Here is a 16,806-nt window from a genome sequence, read left to right as displayed (position 1 = left end):
TGAGTACAGTGGGCACGAAGCCAGTCCGCGCGACCAGGAGGAACCATGGCATCGGAGCGACCGGTCAATCCGGCGATGAGATTCGTGACGAAGGCGGCCTTCGACGACGAGGGCAACCCGAAGCCGGGCCTGACCCGCGTGCTCAACCGCACGCTCGACGTCAACCGGCCCCTCGTGCTGGCCAACCTCAAGCGGCTGCGGCGCAAGCACCCGAACGCCGGCGCGCAGAAGCTGGCGAAGCTGCTGCAGCGCGACTACCTGGCGGCCGTGACCGTGGGCGGCGGCGGCATCGGCGCGACCGCGGTGGTGCCCGGCATCGGCACCGTTGCCTCCCTCGGCCTCTCCGCCGTCGCGACCGGCGCCTTCCTCGAAGCCAGCGCGTTCTACGCCCAGTCCATCGCCGAACTGCACGGCGTGCACGCGAAGGACCCGGAGAAGACCAAGACCATGGTCATGGCCATCATGCTCGGCGAGGAGGGCAGCCAGCTGATGCAGTCCTTCGCCGCGCAGGCCTCCGGCCGCGGTGCCGGGCCGACCGCCCGCTGGGGGCTCGTCCTCGGCCGTGGGGGCTCGGACACCATCACCAGGTCGATCGTCGCGAGCATCCGCCGCCGCTTCATCAAGCGGTACCTGCTGCGCAGCGGCGGTGCCGTGCTCGGCCGGGCACTGCCGTTCGGTGTCGGCGCCGTGATCGGCGGCGGGGCCAACCTCGCCATGGGCCGCGCCGTGATCAAGGCGACCACCGAGGCGTTCGGCGAAGTGCCCGAGACGCTGCCCGGCGAGCTCGTCGCGGATCTGCAGCGGACCCAGCTGCCCGCCTCCTCGGAGAAGTCCTCGTCCGGCACGGCGTCGTCGAACGGGTCTGTTCCCGCGGACGGTGCGGCCGAGTCCGGCGATTCCGGGACCGCGGGAACCGACCGGTGACGACGGCGCTCGTCACGGGTGCCTCGGCCGGCCTCGGCGCGGAGTTCGCCCGGCAGCTCGCCGCGGCCGGTCACGACATCGTCCTCGTGGCGCGCGACGAGGGCCGGCTGGCCGCGCTGGCGGCCGATCTGCGGCGCGACCACGGCGTGCGCACCGAGGTGCTGCCTGCGGATCTGGTCACCGACGACGGCCTGGCCGCGGTGAGCGCCCGGATCGAGCAGGCCGCCGACCCCGTCACCGTGCTCGTCAACAACGCCGGCTACGGCATCCCCACCGACTTCGTCGACACCCCGCTGGCCGACGAGCAACGCATGCTGCAGCTGCTCGTCGAGGTGCCGATGGCGCTCAGTCACGTCGCGATCCCGGCCTTTGCCGCCCGCGGCGGGGGTCACGTCGTCAATGTCTCGTCGGTGGCCGGCTTCATCCCGCGCGGCAGTTACGGGGCAGCCAAGGCGTGGCTGACCAGCTTCAGCCGGTGGGCCAACATCCGGTACCGGTCCCGCGGCGTCGTCGTCACCGCGGTGTGCCCCGGCCTCGTGCGGACCGAGTTCCACGGCCGGATGAAGGTGGACACACGGAACGTGCCCGGATTCGCGTGGCTGGACGCGCCGCTCGTCGTGCGCGAGGGACTGGCCGGGGCCTTTGCCGGTCGCGGCGTCGTGGTTCCGTCGAAGCGGTACCGGACGGTCGTGGCCCTGGGCCGGGCGCTGCCGGACCGGCTGATGGCCGCGGCGGGGCGCCTCGGCCGCTGAGTCAGCGGGTCCCGCCCGGCCGTCGTGCTGAGTTAGCGGTCTCCTCCCGAAACCGGTGCTTTAAGAGCCCCCATTTCGGGCGAGACCCGCTAACTCGCGCCTTGTCGCCGGGCCGCCGGTCGGTCCTACCCGAAGATGGCGTGGGCGACCGCGAAGATCACCAGGCCGGCCAGCGAGCCCACCACGGTGCCGTTGATGCGGATGAACTGCAGGTCCTTGCCGACGGCGAGCTCGATCTTCGCCGACGTCTCCTCGCCGTCCCACCGCTCCACGGTGTCGGTGATGATGGATGCGGCCTCGTGCCGGTAGCGCCGCACCAGGTACGACGCGGTGTCACCGAGCCACCCGTCCACCTTGCCGGCGAGCTCGTCGTCGTCGCACAGGCGCTGGCCGAACTCCGCGACCAGGCCCGTGAACCGGCGGGAGAGGTCGCTGTCCGGATCGGAGACCGCCGTCAGCAGCGCGGCCTTCGCCTGCTCCCACGCCGTCGCGGCGAACCCGCGGACCCGCGGGTCGTCGAAGGTGCTCTCCTTGATCCGGTCGACGCGGGCCATCATCGCCGGGTCGTGCTGCATGTCGTCGGCCAGGCGCAGCAGGTAGTCGTCGATCGAGCGGCGCACCCGGTGCTGCGGGTCCGCCTGAACGGCGCGGACGAACTTGAGCAGTTCGCTGTGCACCTTGTAGCCGACGACGCCGTCGAGCATGGACGGAACCCACGACGGCGACCGCTCCGTGACGAGGTCGATGACGGTGCCCTGGTTGCCGTCGAGCCATTCCTCCGCACGGTCCACGAGCATGTCGACGACCGGGCGGTGGTGCCCGTCGGCGAACAGCTCGTGGGCGACCCGGCCCAGCGGCGGACCCCACGGCGGGTCGATGACGTGGCGCCGCACCATGCTCTCGATGAGGCCGGCTACGTCGTCGTCCTTGAGCAGCGTGAGCGCGCCGCGGATGATGACGGCGCCCTCCGCGGTGACGGTCCGCGCGCCGGTCCGGCCGTCCTCACCGGGGGTGACGAGCCACCCGCCGACCCGCCGCGCCACGTGAGCGCTCGCGAGCTTCTCCCGCACCACCGGCTCGGAGAGAAAGTTGGACTCGACGAACTCGCCGAGTGACGCCCCGATCGCGTCCTTGCGCCGGGGGATGATCGCCGTGTGCGGGATGGGCAGCCCCATCGGCCGCTTGAAGAGCGCGGTGACGGCGAACCAGTCCGCCAGGGCGCCGACCATGCCGCCCTCGGCCGCGGCGCGTACGTACTGCAGCCACGGGTAGCGGCCCTGGAGGGCGAAGGCGACGAGGAAGACGACCGCGAGCGCCACGAGCAGGGTCAGCGCGATCGCCTTCATCCGGCGCAGGGCTGCCGCGCGGGTCGCATCGCCCGCGCCCGGTGCCGGCACCGGGTCGGCCGCGATCGGGGTGCTGGTGGTCGTCGTCATGCCTCCATCTTCCCGCGCTTACCTGAGTCGTCGCCCTCCCGGGCCTGACGTGCAGAAAGACACGGGAATGAGACAATCAGCCTACTGACAATCCGGTACGGTAGGGGGCACCGAACACATCATGAACGGGCAGCAACCGCTGCCCGACAGTCATCGGAGGAGGGGTCATGACCACCACCCACACTCGCACCGGCCGGGCACCCGTGCAGACCGTCGCTCTGCTCGTCGGCGCCGTTTTCCTGCTCGTCGGCATCCTCGGGTTCATTCCCGGCATCACCAGCAACTACGGCTCCATGTCGTTCGGCGGCCACCACTCGGACGCCATGCTGCTCGGCCTGTTCCAGGTGTCCGTGCTGCACAACATCGTGCACCTGCTGTTCGGCATCGCCGGGCTGACCCTGTCCCGCACGCTGGGAGGCGCCAAGAACTTCCTCGTCGGCGGCGGCGTCATCTATCTGGTGCTGTGGCTGTACGGCCTGTTCATCGGCCAGGAGTCGGCCGCCAACTTCGTGCCGCTGAACACCGCGGACAACTGGCTGCACTTCGTCCTGGGCGTCGCGATGCTCGCCCTCGGGCTCGTGCTCGGCCGCCGCGTCGTCGAGCGCCGCACCGTCTGATCACCGACGCTCCACCGACCGATGGCCGGGTGACGTACCACGTCACCCGGCCATCGGTGTATCTGTGGACCCTGTGACGCCGACGCGCTGACGAGTAGCATCGTGCCGACACCGCCGCCAGCGGTGGCCGGTGTGCCGCCAGCGGTGGCCGGTGTGCCGCCAGCGCCTGGCCCACCCGTTCCGTTCGCCATCGACCTGAAGCATCGATCACCGACCGTGCCCCGAGGGTGCGGTCCGACGGAGGAGACGACATGAGCAGCGTCAATCGCCCCAACCCGCTCGGGGACAACCCGGACGATCCGCGTCGCACCGACGCGGAGAACGCCGACGGTCCCCGCCACGCCGCGAACAACGGTCCGGACGGGGAGTCGTACGTCGACGACGACCGTGCCCGCACGGCCGGTACCTCGTGGGACGACGGCACGACCGACGGCCGCGTCCGGGACACCGGGTCCGACACGTACGGCGACGGTTTCGGCCGTGGCGCTCGCGACACCGGGCACGACGACGGCCGCGTCCGGGACACCCGTGACGGCGGCTACGACGACGGCCGCGTCCGGGATACCCGTGACGGCGGCTACGGCGACGGCCGCGTCCGGGATACCCGTGACGGCGGTTACGACGACGGCCGCATCCGGGACACCCGGGACACCGGCTACGACGACGGCGGACGCAACGCCGCGACCGGTGCCGCGGCGACGACCCCGGCGGCCGCAGAGAACCGAGCGGAGAACCGCGCCGAGCGGCGCGACGACGCCGTCGATCGGGCCGAGACCCGTGCCGACCGGCGTGACGCCGCCGAGAACCGGGTCGACGACGCCGAGACCCGGGCCGACGCCCGTGCCGACCGGCGCGACGCCGCCGAGAACCGGGTCGACGCCGCCGAGACCCGGTCCGAGGAAGCCGCCCGACGCCGTGCGGGCACCACGGAGCGCATCGTCAAGGAGCGCACCCGCGCGAGCCGCGGCATCGCCCGCACGGTCGCGGCCGTCATCGCCATCGTCTTCCTCGTCGTCGGCGTGCTCGGGTTCATCCCCGGCATCACCAGCCACGTCGACCAGCTGACCATCGCCGGCCACAGCTCGGGCGCCCTGCTGCTCGGGATCTTCCAGGTCTCCGTGCTGCACAACGTCGTCCACCTCGCGTTCGGCGTCGTGGGCCTGCTGATGTCCCGCACGGCCGGTGCCGCCCGCACCTTCCTCATCGGCGGCGGCATCATCTACCTGGTCCTCTGGGTCCTCGGCCTGTTGTTCGGCCACATGGACGCCCTGAACGTCGTCCCCGTCAACGACGCCGACAACTGGCTGCACCTGGGCCTCGGCGTCGTCATGGTGCTCCTCGGCCTGATCGTGGGCCGCCGCCGCACCGTCAGCCGCGAGATCGTCGGCTGACCGGGTCGCGCACGAACCTGCGCGGACGCTGCCTCCAGCGTCCGCGCAGGCCTGCCCGCTAGAGTCGGCGCTGTGAGCGACGCGCGCAGCCAGCAGCCCGGAGCGACCGCTCCGCGCCCGGCCGTCTACGCCCACCGCGGATCCAGCGCCCGCTGGGCGGAGCACACCCGGGCGGCCTACCTGCAGGCCCTCGAGGACGGCGCCGACGGCGTCGAGTGCGACATCCACCTGACCCGCGACGGGCAGCCCGTGCTCTGGCACGACGACACCCTGGACCGCACGTCCGACGGCACCGGCGACGTCGCGGACCTCACTCTCGCGGCCATGCGCCGGCTCGACGTGAGCTCGTGGAAGGGCGCGGCGATCCCCACCCGGTTCGGCGCCCGCTCGGAGCAGCTGCTCACGCTCGACGACCTTCTCGACCTGTTGCTCGCCTGCGGCCGCCCCGTCGGGCTCGCCATCGAGCTCAAGCACCCCAGCCCCGCCGGCCGCAAGCTGGAGGAGATCGTCCTGACCGTGTTGATGCGGCGTGGCCTGGACCCGGAGACGTGCCGGCTGGGCAACATCAGCGTCTCGTTCATGAGCTTCTCCGCCGAGGCGGTCAACTACCTGCTGGCCACCGTCACCAGCGACCACGTGTGCCAGCTGATCGACGAGGTGTCCATCCACGACCTGCGCACCAAGGAACTCCTCGGCCCCGTGATGCGGGCGATCGTCACGCGGTACCTGCGGCGGATCTTCTCCGAGGCGAACGTCGTGATCAACAACCAGCGCGTGGGCCTGGTGGGACCGGGCGTCGCGTACGTGCGACGGCACCCGCGCCGCATCGAACGCTGGGTCGCGTCCGGCGCCGTGCTGCGGGTGTGGACGGTCGACGACGCCGAGGACGCGCAGTACTGCCTGGACCGGGGCGTGCAGGAGCTGACCAGCAACCGGCCCGGCGAACTGCGCACCTGGCTGCGGACCGCGCAGCCGGACACCGCGATCCCCACGGGAGCCTGAACCCATGTCCACGCCGATCCGCGACTACGCGTTCCTCTCCGACCTGCACTCGGGTCTGCTGATCTCCCGGCACGGCAGCATCGACTGGCTGAGCTTCCCCCGGTTCGACTCGCCGTCGCTGTTCTCCTCGCTGCTCGGCGATCCTCACCGCAGCCGCTGGTCCCTGCGTGCCGTCGACGGCACCGTCAAGGAACGGCGCTACCTGCCCGGCACCTTCGTGCTCGAGACCGTGTGGGAGACGACGACGGGGACGGCGCGGGTCACCGACTTCATGCCCGTGGGCGAGCCGGAGAAGGACGGGGCGTCCCGCGCCGACGTCGTGCGGCGCATCGAGGCGCTGGACGGCACCGTCGAGTTCACCGAGGACCTGGTCATCCGGTTCGGCTACGGCCGCACCGTGCCGTGGGTGCGGCGGGTCGAGGACCCCGACGGCACGCCCACCCTCGTGGCGATGGGCGGACCCGAGGCGATCGTGCTGCGGCAGCCGGACCTGCCCACCGGCTCGGACCACCACCACCGCGGCACCGTCCGGGTCACGGCCGAGGGAGCTGCCGGCGCGACGGTCGACGGCACCGTCGACAGAGCGGGCCGTCGACGCCAGGCGGACCTCGTCTTCACCTGGTTCCGCTCCCACAAGCCCGTACCCGACCGGATCGACGTCGACGCCGCGCTCGCCCACACGATCTCCTACTGGGAACGCTGGACCGACCGGTGCACCAGCGAGGGCGAGCTCAACCCCTGGGTGCGCCGCTCCCTGCTCGTGCTGCGCGCCCTGACCCACGAGGCCACGGGCGGCATCGTCGCCGCCGCGACCACCTCGCTGCCCGAGCAGCTCGGCGGCGCCCGCAACTGGGACTACCGGTTCTGCTGGCTGCGGGATGCCGCCCTGACGCTGGAGTCGATGCTCGACCACGGGTACGCGGACGAGGCCCTGCACTGGCGGAACTGGCTGCTGCGCGCCGTCGCCGGGAACATCGCCGACCTGCAGATCGTCTACGGCGTCGCAGGGGAACGGGACCTGGCCGAGCGGGAGCTGCCGCACCTGGCCGGGTACGCCGGCTCCACGCCCGTGCGGATCGGTAACGGCGCCGTCGACCAGTACCAGGCCGACGTCGTGGGCGAGGTGATGGTCGCCCTCGGCAAGCTCCGGGGCGTCGGGGTCGCCGAGGACGAGTTCTCCTGGTCGCTGCAGCGCGAGCTGCTCCGGTTCGCCGAGCGCAACCTCGACCGCAAGGACCAGGGCCTCTGGGAGATGCGCGGCGACGATCACTACTTCACCCACTCCCGCGCCATGATGTGGGCGGCCTTCGACCAGGGCGTCCGGGCCGTCCACGAGCACGGCATGGACGGGCCGGTCGACCGGTGGATGGAGCTGCGCGACCAGCTGCACGACGAGATCATGACTCACGGGTTCGACGAGGCCAGCAACTCCTTCGTCCAGACCTACGACGGCACGGAGGTGGACGCCTCCCTGCTCCAGCTGCCGCAGGTCGGCTTCATCGGCTACCACGACCCGCGGATGCTCGGCACCGTGGCGCGCATCGAGAAGGAGCTGCGCGAGCCGAACGGGCTGGTGCTGCGCTACCGCACCGAGCACTCGGACGACGGCCTGACGCCCGGGGAGAACCCGTTCCTCGCGTGCTCGTTCTGGCTGGTCGAGCAGTATGCCATGACCTTCCGGCACGACGACGCCGTCGCCCTCATGGACACGGTGATCGCCTGCGGCAACGACCTGCTGCTCTTCTCGGAGGAGTTCGACCCGCAGACCGGGCGGATGGTCGGCAACTTCCCGCAGGCCTTCTCCCACCTGGCCCTGATCCGGGCCTCGGACGCGCTCGGCGGGTACGACCCGAACCGCGGCCGCGGGCACCGGCACCGGATGTCCACGCCGGCGGTGGCGCCGACCGCTCCAGCGTCGTGAGGACCTGACGCGCGCCTGACGGGGGCGGTGCCGCCCGCGTCAGATCCGGACGAGCGCCGCCGTCGCCTCCGCGATCGCCCGCTCCTCGTCGGTCGGGACGACGAGCACGGGGATGGCCGAGTCCTCGCCGCTGATGCGCCGGGCGTCCCGGGACCGGGCCTCGTTGGCCGCCGCGTCGAGCGTGATCCCCAGCGCCCCGAGGCGATCGACGACGCGCGCCCGGAAGCCGGCCGCGTTCTCGCCGATCCCGGCGGTGAAGACGACGGCCTGCGTCCCGCCGACCGCCACGTGGTAGGCGCCGACGTACTTGGCCAGCCGGTAGCTCGCCACGTCCAGCGCGAGCTCCGCGTACCGGTCGCCGTCCTCTGCGGCCTCGGCGACGGCCCGCATGTCCGACTCACCGGCGAGGCCCTTGAGCCCGGACTCCTTGTTCAGCAGCCGGTCCATCTGCTCGGCCGTGTAGGTGCCGCGCACGATCAGCTGCGTGATCACCGAGGGGTCGACGTCGCCGGACCGGGTGCCCATCACGAGGCCCTCCAACGGGGTGTAGCCCATGGACGTGTCGACGCTGACGCCGTCCTTGATCGCTGTCACGGAGGCGCCGTTGCCCAGGTGCGCGATCACCGCGGCGAACGAGGAGCGCTCGATGCCGAGGAACGCGGCGGCCTCGCCGGTGACGAGGTCGTGGCTGGTGCCGTGGAAGCCGTACCGTCGCACCCCGTGCTCGGTGTAGAGCGAGTCCGGCAGCGCGTACCGCCAGGCGTGCTCGGGCAGGGTGCGGTGGAACGCCGTGTCGAAGACGGCGACCTGCGGCAGGTCCGGCAGCGAGTGGCTGATGGCGCGGATGCCGAGCACCGCGGCGGGGTTGTGCAGCGGCGCGAGCGGGGAGAGCCGCTCGATCGCGCGGGTGATCTCGTTGGTGATCCGTACCGGCCCGGAGAACCGTTCCCCGCCGTGGACCACGCGGTGCCCGACGGCGTCGAGCGTCCGGCCGCCGAGCTCGTCGTCGAGCCGGTGCGTCAGCAGGTCGAGGGCCCGCTGGTGGTCGGGCACCTCGGCCTGGCCGATCCGTTCGATCAGGCCGGAGGTGATGACCTCGCCGGTGTCTGGGGAGCCGTCGACGGAGGCGCCGTCGGGCACCTCCCGCACCTGGTACTTGATGGACGAGGACCCGGAGTTCAGGACGAGCACGAGCATCGGGGCGGACCTTTCGTTCGGGTCAGGAGGCGGAGCGGCGGCGGTCAGGACCCGGTACCGGTCCCGGCGGTGTCCGTCTGCCCCTGGATCGCGGTGATCGCCACGGTGTTGACGATGTCCTCGACGGTGCAGCCGCGGGAGAGGTCGTTGACCGGTTTGCGCAGGCCCTGCAGCACGGGCCCGACGGCGACCGCCCCGGAGGACTGCTGCACCGCCTTGTACGTGTTGTTGCCGGTGTTCAGGTCCGGGAAGATGAACACCGTGGCCTGGCCGGCCACGGACGAGCCGGGCAGTTTCGAGGCCGCGACGGAGGCGTTGACGGCGGCGTCGTACTGGATCGGCCCCTCGACGGCCAGGTTGGGCCGGCGCTCGCGGACGAGGTCCGTGGCCCGGCGCACCTGGTCGACGGCGCCGCCGGACCCGGAGACGCCGGTCGAGTAGGAGAGCATCGCGACCTTCGGGTCCACCCCGAACTGGGCGGCCGTCTGCGCCGAGGCCAGGGCGATGTCGGCGAGCTGCTCCTCGTCCGGCTCCGGGTTGACCGCGCAGTCCCCGTACACGAGCACCCGGTCGGCCAGCAGCATGAAGAACACGCTGGAGACGATCCGCACGTCGGGCCGGGTCTTGACGAACTCGAGGGCCGGCCGGATGGTGTTCGCCGTCGTGTGCGCGGCGCCGGAGACCATGCCGTCCACCTCGCCGAGCTGCACCATCATGGTGCCGAAGTACGAGCCGTCGAGCATCACCTCGCGGGCCCGGGCCGCATCGACGCCCTTGTGGGCGCGCAACCGCGCGTACTCCTCGGCGAACCTCTCCCGCAGGTCGCTGGTGGCGGGGTCGATGATCGTCAAACCGGTCAGGTCCACGCCCTCGCGGGCGGCGACGTCGCGCACCTCGGTCGCGGGCCCGAGCAGCGTCAGGTCGCACACGTCGCGCCGGTGCAGGATCTCCGCGGCGTGCAGGATGCGCGGGTCGGTGCCCTCGGGCAGCACGATGTGCCGGCGTTGCGACCGGGCCCGTTCGATCAGCCCGTGCAGGAACCGCAGCGGCGTCATCTTCTCCGGTCGGGGCAGGTCGAGGCGGGCCAGCAGCTCGGAGCCGTCGACCTGCCGGTGCCACGCGCCGAGCGCGGCCGCGACCTTCCGGGGCTGGCCGGAGGAGAGGTCGCCCTGTACCGCGACCACCTGCCGCGTGGTCGTGAACGTGTCGGCGTTCGAGAGGAAGACGGGGAACGCGGCATGGGTGAGCAGCTGGGTGACCAGCGGGTTCGGGGTCAGGCCGTTGGTCAGGACCATGGCGGAGGGGACGGGGAACTGCGGGGTCATCGCCGAGGCGGTGGCGGCGAGGATGGCGTCGGACCGGTCGCCGGAGACGATGACGAGGTCGCCGTCGTGGAGCACGCTGAGGAAGTTGCCGCCCTCCATCGAGGCGACCTTGACGCCGCCGATGTCGCGGGCCGGACCGGTCGGGCCGGTGACCCGCTCCAGCCCCAGCGCCCGCTCCATCTCGACGACCGACGGAAGGCCGAGCGACGGGATCTCGGGGATGACGTAGACGGGCCGCCGGGTGGTGCCGGGCCGGATGGTGGCCGTCAGGGCGTCCACGTCGTCCGGTTCCACGCGGTTGACGAGCATCGCGAGGATCGACACGTTGTCCGCCTGGAGGCTGCGGCGGGCGACGTCGACGGCGTCGGCGGCCTCCTCGACCGTCCGGTTGCGCCCCGAGACGACGCCGATGACGTGGCAGCCGAGGTTGTTGGCGAGCCGGCTGTTCAGGTCGAACTCGACCGCGGCGTCCTGCCCGGAGAGGTTGGTGCCCTCGACCAGGACGATGTCGCACTCGCGGGCGATCTCCCCGAACAGGGCGACGGAGCGGGAATCGATCTCGTCGCGCTCTCCGGAGATCAGCAGGGACCGCGCGTCCTTCGCCGTCATGCCGGCGCGGGCGGTGGCCTCGGTCAGCCCGAAGGAGGAGCGCATCAGCGCCACCATCGAGTCGTCCTCGGGGCTCGCCGCCGGGGTGATGGGCCGGAAGAACCCGATCCGGTCGGCCCGCTTGTACAGCGAGTCCGCCAGCCCCAGGGAGACGAGGTTGAGGCCGGCGCCGCCGGTCATGGCGCTGACGTAGATCCCGCGTGCCATGGTGCTCCTTCGCTCGACTGCCCCCATTGTGGCAGGCCACTCCGTTGCGGGTCTCGGCGGCGGCTGGGCGCCCACTGGTCACGCGCCGGTCCCGGGCTCCGGGCGGTGGGTGCCTCGCGGGGAGTGCCAGACTGGACCCCATGATCGTCGCCTTCTCCGTCTCACCCGCCGGTGCCCCCTCCGATCCCGCGCTGCGCGCCGGGGAGGGGGACGCGTCGGTGCACACCGCCGTCGCAGAGGCCGTCCGCATCGTCCGGGAGTCCGGGCTGCCCAACCACACCAGCTCGATGTTCACCGAGGTCGAGGGGGAGTGGGACGAGGTGATGGACGTCGTCAAGCGCGCGACGGAGGCCGTGGCCCGCTACGGCAGCCGCGTCTCCCTCGTGCTCAAGGCCGACATCCGGCCCGGTCACACCGGGGAGATCACCGGCAAGGTCGAGCGGGTCGAGGGGCTGCTCGGCAGCGGAACCGCGTCGTGAGACGCCCCGCCCCCGCCCCACGGCCCGACCGCTGATGGGGCGCCGTCGCCGGGGCCACGACGAGGACCCCGAGCGCTCGCAGGACAGGACCGCCGACACCGGGCCCGTGGCCGGGACCTACCCGATCGACACGGGAACCGCCGAGCTCGTGCCCGACCCCTACCGGGACGGCGCCTGGCAGCTGCTCGTCAACGGCGTCCTGTCCTCCCACTGGGTGCCGGACGACCCCGCCGCGCTCGACTTCGAGTACATGCGGTGGATCGCCGCCCTCCTGCGGGACCGATACCCCGAAGGGAACACGCCCCTGCGCCTGCTGCACCTCGGTGGCGCCGGATGCTCCCTGGCCCGCTGGGCCAACGCCGTCTACCCGGCCAGCCGGCAGGTGGTCGTCGAGATCGACGCGGCGCTCGCAGCCCTGGTCCGTGACCGGTTCGCCCTGCCCCGGGCGCCCATGCTGCGGCTGCGCGTGGGGGAGGCCCGCGAGGTCACCGCGTCCCTGACGCCGGGCACGCGCGACGTCGTCATCCGGGACGTGTTCGCGGGCGCCGTCACGCCCGAGCCGCTGACCACGATCGAGTTCACCCGGGAGGTCGACGCGCTGCTCGACAGTGCTTCTTCCGGTCGCGGTGGCGTCTACGTCGCCAACTGCGGGGACCGTCCGGACCTCGCCCTGGCCCGCGGGGAGGCCGCGACCATCGCCGCCGTCTTCGAGCACACCGTGGCGATCGCGGATCCGCCGATGTTCAAGGGCCGCCGGTGGGGCAACATCATCCTCGCCGGATCTCACACCCCGCTCGAGCCGTCCGCGGCGCTGCGCCGCACCCTGCTCACCGACGCTGTGCCTGCGCAGGTGTGGGACGACGCGCAGGTGCGCCGCTTCGCAGCCGGTTCCCGGCCGCGGGTGGACTGACCAGAATCGTCACTTCGCCGGTCTGCGAGCGTCACAGCCGGTTCACACCAGGTCGATCCGGCACCGAGTTCCGGGAGCCCGCGCCAGTCGGGTGTCCGTGGTCAGCAGCGCGCTGGCACCGGTCAGTTCTGCCAGAGCGACGTAGGTGGCGTCGTAGCCGCCGAGGTTGTGCCTCAGTTCCCATATCCGCCGGCGGAGCCAGTCGGTGGGAAACCTGGTCATCGTCAGCTCGATGAAACCCTCCAGCGCGAGAGCCCCCTGTTCCTCACTGAGCGCGCCGCGGCTCATCAGGCCACGCAGCACATGGGTCACTTCACTGTCGATCAGATGCGGACACGCCAGTTCCTCGTCGCCCAGCTTCCTCGGGTCGAGCCGCCCGGCGAGCAGTTCGACGACGACGCCGGCATCGACAATCTTCAATCGCCGCGTCCCTCGTGCAGTACGGCCTGGATGGTGTCGCGGTCCGTCCGACCTCGCACGCGTTCCTGAGTGCGGTGGATGACCTCGACGTTGTCGCGCACGATCTGCGCACGCCTGGCGAGATGCTCCAACTCGCGATGCATGTACCTGGTCAGCGACAGGCCTTCCGCTCGGGCGGCCCGAGCGATGGCGTCGTGGACGTCGTCGGGAACGTCGCGGATGTGCATGACTTTCGGCATCTGGTCATCGTAGATCAGAGCGGGTGCAGGGTGCACCCACGGCCGACCGTAGATCGTGCTGAGGGGGTGAACGAGCCACCGTTGCGACCGCCTCACTCTGCCAGCAGTGCGCCCCGCATCCGGTCGACCTGCCGGCGCACCTCCGTCACGAACGCCGCGACGGTGGGCTGGCGCAGCGCCTCACGGCGGCTGACCATCCAGTAGCCCAGCGTCTCGGACACCTCGTGCGGGAAGAGCCGAACGAGGTCGTCGTGCCGGTCGGCGATGAAGCAGGGCAGCAGGCCCAGGCCCGCACCGCCGCGGGTCGCCTCGACGTGCACGAACACGTTGGTCGACGTCAGCGCGTCGCGCATCGCGGGCAGGATGCGCGGCGCCGCGTCGAGCGGGTCCACGCTGAGCATCGAGTCGATGAAGTAGATCAGCGGCGCCCCGGTCAGTTCCGCCACCGCGGCCGGGGTGCCGTGCTCGTCCAGCCAGGCCCGCGACGCGTACAGCCCCAGTCGGTAGTCCGCCAGCCACAGCGCCTCCGCCCGCCGCACCTCCGGCTTGCCCACCACCACTTCCAGGTCGAGGCCCGTGCGGTGCTGCAGGGCGCGGCGGGTGGTGGTGATGATCTCGACGGCGATGCCGGGGTGACGGCGTCGCAGGCGCGCGACGGCGGGCGGCACGATCAGGGCGCTGAACCCGTCGGTCGCGCTGAGCCGGATCACCCCGCTCAGGGCAGGCGCCTCCCGGTGCCCGCGCAGCCGCTCGACCGCGGCCTCGACCTGCTCGGCCTCCGCGAGCGCGGATCGGCCCAGTTCGGTCAGCTCCCACCCCGACGGCGAGCGGGCGAGCAGCCGCCCGCCGAGCCGCCGTTCGAGGGCGGCGACGCGGCGCGAGACCGTCGTGTGGTTCATGGCCAGGTCGTCGGCGGCCGTCACGTAGGTCCCGGAGCGTGCGACGGCGAGGAAAACGAGGAGATCATCTGCAATCGGTGTCGTCGTGTTCACCGGGGTAGGGGCCATGATCTGCATTCTTGCAGATGGCCTCTGCCGGGCTGGTCATTGTCCCAGGGGTCCGGGGTCTCCCTACACTGCTCGGGCAGCTGGTGGCGTGGATCACACACCGGCGCCCCCGGTCCGGCGCATCCGGCCGGGCCACCCTCGCACCGGCGTCGAGGACGACGTCGACAGGAGCAGACATGAGCACCCAGAGCAACGTGGCGGAGACCCCCGGGGGTTCCGACCGGCGCGACCCCAACCCGGATCGCCGCGACCTCCGTCGTGTGGTCGCCGCCTCGATGGCCGGCACCGTCGTGGAGTGGTACGAGTTCTTCCTCTACGCCTCGGCCGCCGCCCTCGTCTTCAACAAGACGTTCTTCCCGCCGGGCACGAGCGAGATCGACGGCTTCATCCAGATCATGCTGACCTACGCGGTCGGCTTCGTCGCCCGGCCGCTCGGCGGCATCGTCTTCGGCCACTTCGGTGACAAGTTCGGCCGCAAGCACCTGCTGCAGATCTCCATCATCCTCGTCGGTGTCGCAACGTTCCTGATGGGCTGCCTGCCCGACTACGCGACCATCGGCTACGCCGCGCCGGTCCTGCTCGTCGTCCTGCGCTTCCTGCAGGGCTTCGCGGTCGGCGGCGAGTGGGGCGGTGCCGTCCTGCTCGTGGCCGAGCACGCGCCGAACCGGCGCCGCGGCTTCTGGGCCGCGTGGCCGCAGGCCGCCGTGCCCGGCGGCAACCTCGTCGCCACCCTCGTCCTGTGGATCCTCTCCACGACGCTGACCAGCGCGCAGTTCCTCGGTTGGGGCTGGCGCGTCGCGTTCTGGCTGTCGGCCGTGATCGTCATCATCGGCTACTACATCCGCACCCGGATCACCGACGCCCCGATCTTCCGCCAGGTCCAGAACGAGGTCGAGGAGTCGAAGGCCCAGTCCTACGGCGTCGCCGAGGTGTTCCGCCGCTACCCCAAGGGCGTCTTCGGCGCCATGGGCCTGCGGCTGGCCGAGAACATCATGTACTACCTGGTGGTCACGTTCTCCCTCTTCTACCTGACGCAGCTGAAGGTCAACACCGCCGAGATCCTCGGCCTGATGTTCATCGCCCACGCCATCCACTTCCTCACCGTCCCGCTCTGGGGTGGGCTGAGCGACCGCATCGGCCGCCGCCCGGTCTACGCCGTCGGCGCCGTCCTGTCCGCCACGTGGGGCTTCTTCGCCTTCCCGATGTTCGACACCCGCAGCACCTTCGTCATCCTCGCGGCCATCGTCATCGGCCTGCTGTTCCACGGCCTGATGTACGCGGGGCAGCCGGCCATCATGGCCGAGATGTTCCCGACCCGGATGCGCTACTCCGGTGTCTCGCTCGGCTACCAGGTGACCTCGGTGATCGCCGGCTCGCTGGCCCCGACCATCGGCGCGTCTCTGCTCAAGGACTTCCACTCCTCGGTGCCGATCGCGATCTATCTGGCGATCGCCTGCGTCATCACCCTCGCCGCAGTAGCGTGGATCAAGGAGACGAAGGGCATCTCCCTGCACGACGTCGACGACGCGGACCGGGAGCGCCTGCTGGCCGAGAAGGGAACCGTGTGAGCACCGAGAACCACCTGAGCACCACCCCCGCCCCCGCCGCGGCGGCCGACCTGACCGGGCGCACCGCCCTGGTCACCGGCGCCGCGAGCGGGATCGGGGCCGCCATCGCCCGCGCCCTGGCCGGCCAGGGCGCCCACGTCGTCGCGGCCGACCGGGACGACGCCGGAGCCCGGGAGGTCGCCGACCAGATCGGCGGCACGCCCTGGACCGTCGACCTGGCCGATCTGGACGCGATCACGCAGGCGCCCGTGGACGGGATCGACATCCTCGTCAACAACGCCGGCATCCAGCGGGTCAGCCCGATCGAGGAGTTCGACCCGGCGGACTTCCACCGCATCATCACCCTGATGCTCGAGTCCCCGTTCATGCTGATCCGCTCGGTCCTGCCGCACATGTATGCGCGGGGCTGGGGCCGGATCGTGAACATCTCCTCGGTGCACGGGCTGCGCGCGTCGGCGTACAAGAGCGCCTACGTGACGGCCAAGCACGGGCTCGAGGGCCTGTCGAAGACCACCGCGCTCGAGGGCGGGCCGCACGGGGTGACGAGCAACTGCATCAACCCCGCGTACGTCAACACCCCGCTCGTGCAGCACCAGATCGCCGACCAGGCGTCGGTGCACGGCATCCCCGAGAGCGAGGTGGTCGAGAAGATCATGCTCACGGAGAGCAGCATCAAGCGGCTCGTCGAGCCGGACGAGGTGGCATCGTTGGCGCTGTGGCTGGTCTCCGAGCACGCGGGGATGGTCACGGGGGCCTCGTACACGATGGACGGCGGATGGAGCGCACGGTGACGGTCGGTCGA

16 protein-coding genes are annotated in these 16,806 nt (G+C 71.5%); 10 read left to right on the top strand and 6 right to left on the bottom strand.

The window, feature by feature from the left end; translation table 11 throughout:
- Nucleotides 1–45 precede the first annotated feature (45 nt).
- Nucleotides 46–924, top strand: a complete 879-nt coding sequence (locus V6N00_RS07355; RefSeq protein ID WP_334231423.1) for a hypothetical protein — start codon at nt 46–48, stop codon at nt 922–924.
- Nucleotides 921–1,676 carry an SDR family NAD(P)-dependent oxidoreductase gene (locus V6N00_RS07350; protein ID WP_334231422.1) on the top strand — a complete coding sequence of 252 codons (756 nt, stop codon included), beginning with the start codon at nt 921–923 and terminating at the stop codon, nt 1,674–1,676. The genes V6N00_RS07355 and V6N00_RS07350 overlap by 4 nt, the downstream gene beginning before the upstream one ends.
- A 125-nt stretch (nt 1,677–1,801) precedes the next feature.
- On the opposite strand, the gene V6N00_RS07345 is transcribed toward V6N00_RS07350, so the two are convergent.
- Nucleotides 1,802–3,112 (bottom strand): DUF445 domain-containing protein, encoded by a 1,311-nt coding sequence (locus tag V6N00_RS07345; RefSeq protein ID WP_334231421.1) that lies wholly within the window; start codon nt 3,110–3,112, stop codon nt 1,802–1,804.
- A 167-nt stretch (nt 3,113–3,279) separates the two neighbouring features.
- Between V6N00_RS07345 and V6N00_RS07340 the strand changes: the two genes are divergently transcribed.
- The 4 genes from V6N00_RS07340 to V6N00_RS07325 all read left to right on the top strand — a co-directional run bounded on the left by V6N00_RS07340 (nt 3,280) and on the right by V6N00_RS07325 (nt 8,043).
- Nucleotides 3,280–3,729 (top strand): DUF4383 domain-containing protein, encoded by a 450-nt coding sequence (locus V6N00_RS07340; RefSeq protein WP_334231420.1) that lies wholly within the window; start codon nt 3,280–3,282, stop codon nt 3,727–3,729.
- A 251-nt stretch (nt 3,730–3,980) separates the two neighbouring features.
- Nucleotides 3,981–5,120 (top strand): DUF4383 domain-containing protein, encoded by a 1,140-nt coding sequence (locus tag V6N00_RS07335; RefSeq protein ID WP_334231419.1) that lies wholly within the window; start codon nt 3,981–3,983, stop codon nt 5,118–5,120.
- Nucleotides 5,121–5,192: 72 nt separating this feature from the next.
- Complete coding sequence (locus tag V6N00_RS07330) at nt 5,193–6,122, top strand: glycerophosphodiester phosphodiesterase (protein WP_334231418.1); 930 nt, start codon at nt 5,193–5,195, stop codon at nt 6,120–6,122.
- 4 nt (nt 6,123–6,126) lie between these two features.
- A complete protein-coding gene (locus V6N00_RS07325; protein WP_334231417.1) occupies nt 6,127–8,043 on the top strand; it encodes a glycoside hydrolase family 15 protein in 1,917 nt (638 codons plus the stop codon).
- Between the two features lie 39 nt (nt 8,044–8,082).
- On the opposite strand, the gene V6N00_RS07320 is transcribed toward V6N00_RS07325, so the two are convergent.
- Nucleotides 8,083–9,240: an acetate/propionate family kinase gene (locus V6N00_RS07320; RefSeq protein WP_334231416.1), complete on the bottom strand. Its 1,158-nt coding sequence runs from the start codon at nt 9,238–9,240 to the stop codon at nt 8,083–8,085.
- 44 nt (nt 9,241–9,284) lie between these two features.
- The gene (gene pta / locus V6N00_RS07315) at nt 9,285–11,381 is read right to left on the bottom strand and encodes a phosphate acetyltransferase (RefSeq protein WP_334231415.1); all 2,097 of its coding nucleotides are present in this window, start codon (nt 11,379–11,381) and stop codon (nt 9,285–9,287) included.
- Between the two features lie 140 nt (nt 11,382–11,521).
- On the opposite strand from pta, the gene V6N00_RS07310 reads away from it, so the two are divergent.
- The gene (locus V6N00_RS07310) at nt 11,522–11,860 is read left to right on the top strand and encodes a thiamine-binding protein (RefSeq protein ID WP_334231414.1); all 339 of its coding nucleotides are present in this window, start codon (nt 11,522–11,524) and stop codon (nt 11,858–11,860) included.
- A 34-nt stretch (nt 11,861–11,894) separates the two neighbouring features.
- Nucleotides 11,895–12,770, top strand: coding sequence for a spermidine synthase (locus V6N00_RS07305; protein WP_416385045.1), 876 nt, complete (start codon nt 11,895–11,897; stop codon nt 12,768–12,770).
- Nucleotides 12,771–12,812: 42 nt separating this feature from the next.
- On the opposite strand, the gene V6N00_RS07300 is transcribed toward V6N00_RS07305, so the two are convergent.
- The 3 genes from V6N00_RS07300 to V6N00_RS07290 all read right to left on the bottom strand — a co-directional run bounded on the left by V6N00_RS07300 (nt 12,813) and on the right by V6N00_RS07290 (nt 14,436).
- Complete coding sequence (locus V6N00_RS07300) at nt 12,813–13,190, bottom strand: type II toxin-antitoxin system VapC family toxin (RefSeq protein WP_334231412.1); 378 nt, start codon at nt 13,188–13,190, stop codon at nt 12,813–12,815.
- A complete protein-coding gene (locus tag V6N00_RS07295; protein WP_334231411.1) occupies nt 13,187–13,429 on the bottom strand; it encodes a hypothetical protein in 243 nt (80 codons plus the stop codon). The genes V6N00_RS07300 and V6N00_RS07295 overlap by 4 nt, the downstream gene beginning before the upstream one ends.
- A 92-nt stretch (nt 13,430–13,521) precedes the next feature.
- The gene (locus V6N00_RS07290) at nt 13,522–14,436 is read right to left on the bottom strand and encodes a LysR family transcriptional regulator (protein ID WP_334231410.1); all 915 of its coding nucleotides are present in this window, start codon (nt 14,434–14,436) and stop codon (nt 13,522–13,524) included.
- Between the two features lie 176 nt (nt 14,437–14,612).
- On the opposite strand from V6N00_RS07290, the gene V6N00_RS07285 reads away from it, so the two are divergent.
- Nucleotides 14,613–16,004 (top strand): MFS transporter, encoded by a 1,392-nt coding sequence (locus V6N00_RS07285; RefSeq protein WP_334231409.1) that lies wholly within the window; start codon nt 14,613–14,615, stop codon nt 16,002–16,004.
- Entirely contained in the window at nt 16,001–16,795 is a 795-nt protein-coding gene (locus V6N00_RS07280) for a 3-hydroxybutyrate dehydrogenase (RefSeq protein ID WP_334231408.1), read from the top strand. Before V6N00_RS07285 ends, V6N00_RS07280 begins: the two co-directional genes overlap by 4 nt.
- Nucleotides 16,796–16,806 lie beyond the last annotated feature (11 nt).

The sequence above is a fragment of the Tersicoccus mangrovi genome, from assembly GCF_036881825.1.
In the GTDB taxonomy this organism is placed as follows: domain Bacteria; phylum Actinomycetota; class Actinomycetes; order Actinomycetales; family Micrococcaceae; genus Tersicoccus; species Tersicoccus mangrovi.
The sequence above is the reverse complement of the archived record's forward strand: the minus strand, read 5'-3'. Positions and strand labels throughout refer to the sequence as shown.

Coding starts and splice junctions, on each gene's coding strand:
- V6N00_RS07355 (WP_334231423.1), top strand. CDS start 46: ATGGCATCGGAGCGACCGGTCAATCCGGCGATGAGATTCGTGACGAAG.
- V6N00_RS07345 (WP_334231421.1), bottom strand. CDS start 3,112: ATGACGACGACCACCAGCACCCCGATCGCGGCCGACCCGGTGCCGGCA.
- V6N00_RS07340 (WP_334231420.1), top strand. CDS start 3,280: ATGACCACCACCCACACTCGCACCGGCCGGGCACCCGTGCAGACCGTC.
- V6N00_RS07335 (WP_334231419.1), top strand. CDS start 3,981: ATGAGCAGCGTCAATCGCCCCAACCCGCTCGGGGACAACCCGGACGAT.
- V6N00_RS07325 (WP_334231417.1), top strand. CDS start 6,127: ATGTCCACGCCGATCCGCGACTACGCGTTCCTCTCCGACCTGCACTCG.
- V6N00_RS07320 (WP_334231416.1), bottom strand. CDS start 9,240: ATGCTCGTGCTCGTCCTGAACTCCGGGTCCTCGTCCATCAAGTACCAG.
- pta (WP_334231415.1), bottom strand. CDS start 11,381: ATGGCACGCGGGATCTACGTCAGCGCCATGACCGGCGGCGCCGGCCTC.
- V6N00_RS07310 (WP_334231414.1), top strand. CDS start 11,522: ATGATCGTCGCCTTCTCCGTCTCACCCGCCGGTGCCCCCTCCGATCCC.
- V6N00_RS07305 (WP_416385045.1), top strand. CDS start 11,895: ATGGGGCGCCGTCGCCGGGGCCACGACGAGGACCCCGAGCGCTCGCAG.
- V6N00_RS07295 (WP_334231411.1), bottom strand. CDS start 13,429: ATGCCGAAAGTCATGCACATCCGCGACGTTCCCGACGACGTCCACGAC.
- V6N00_RS07290 (WP_334231410.1), bottom strand. CDS start 14,436: ATGGCCCCTACCCCGGTGAACACGACGACACCGATTGCAGATGATCTC.
- V6N00_RS07285 (WP_334231409.1), top strand. CDS start 14,613: ATGAGCACCCAGAGCAACGTGGCGGAGACCCCCGGGGGTTCCGACCGG.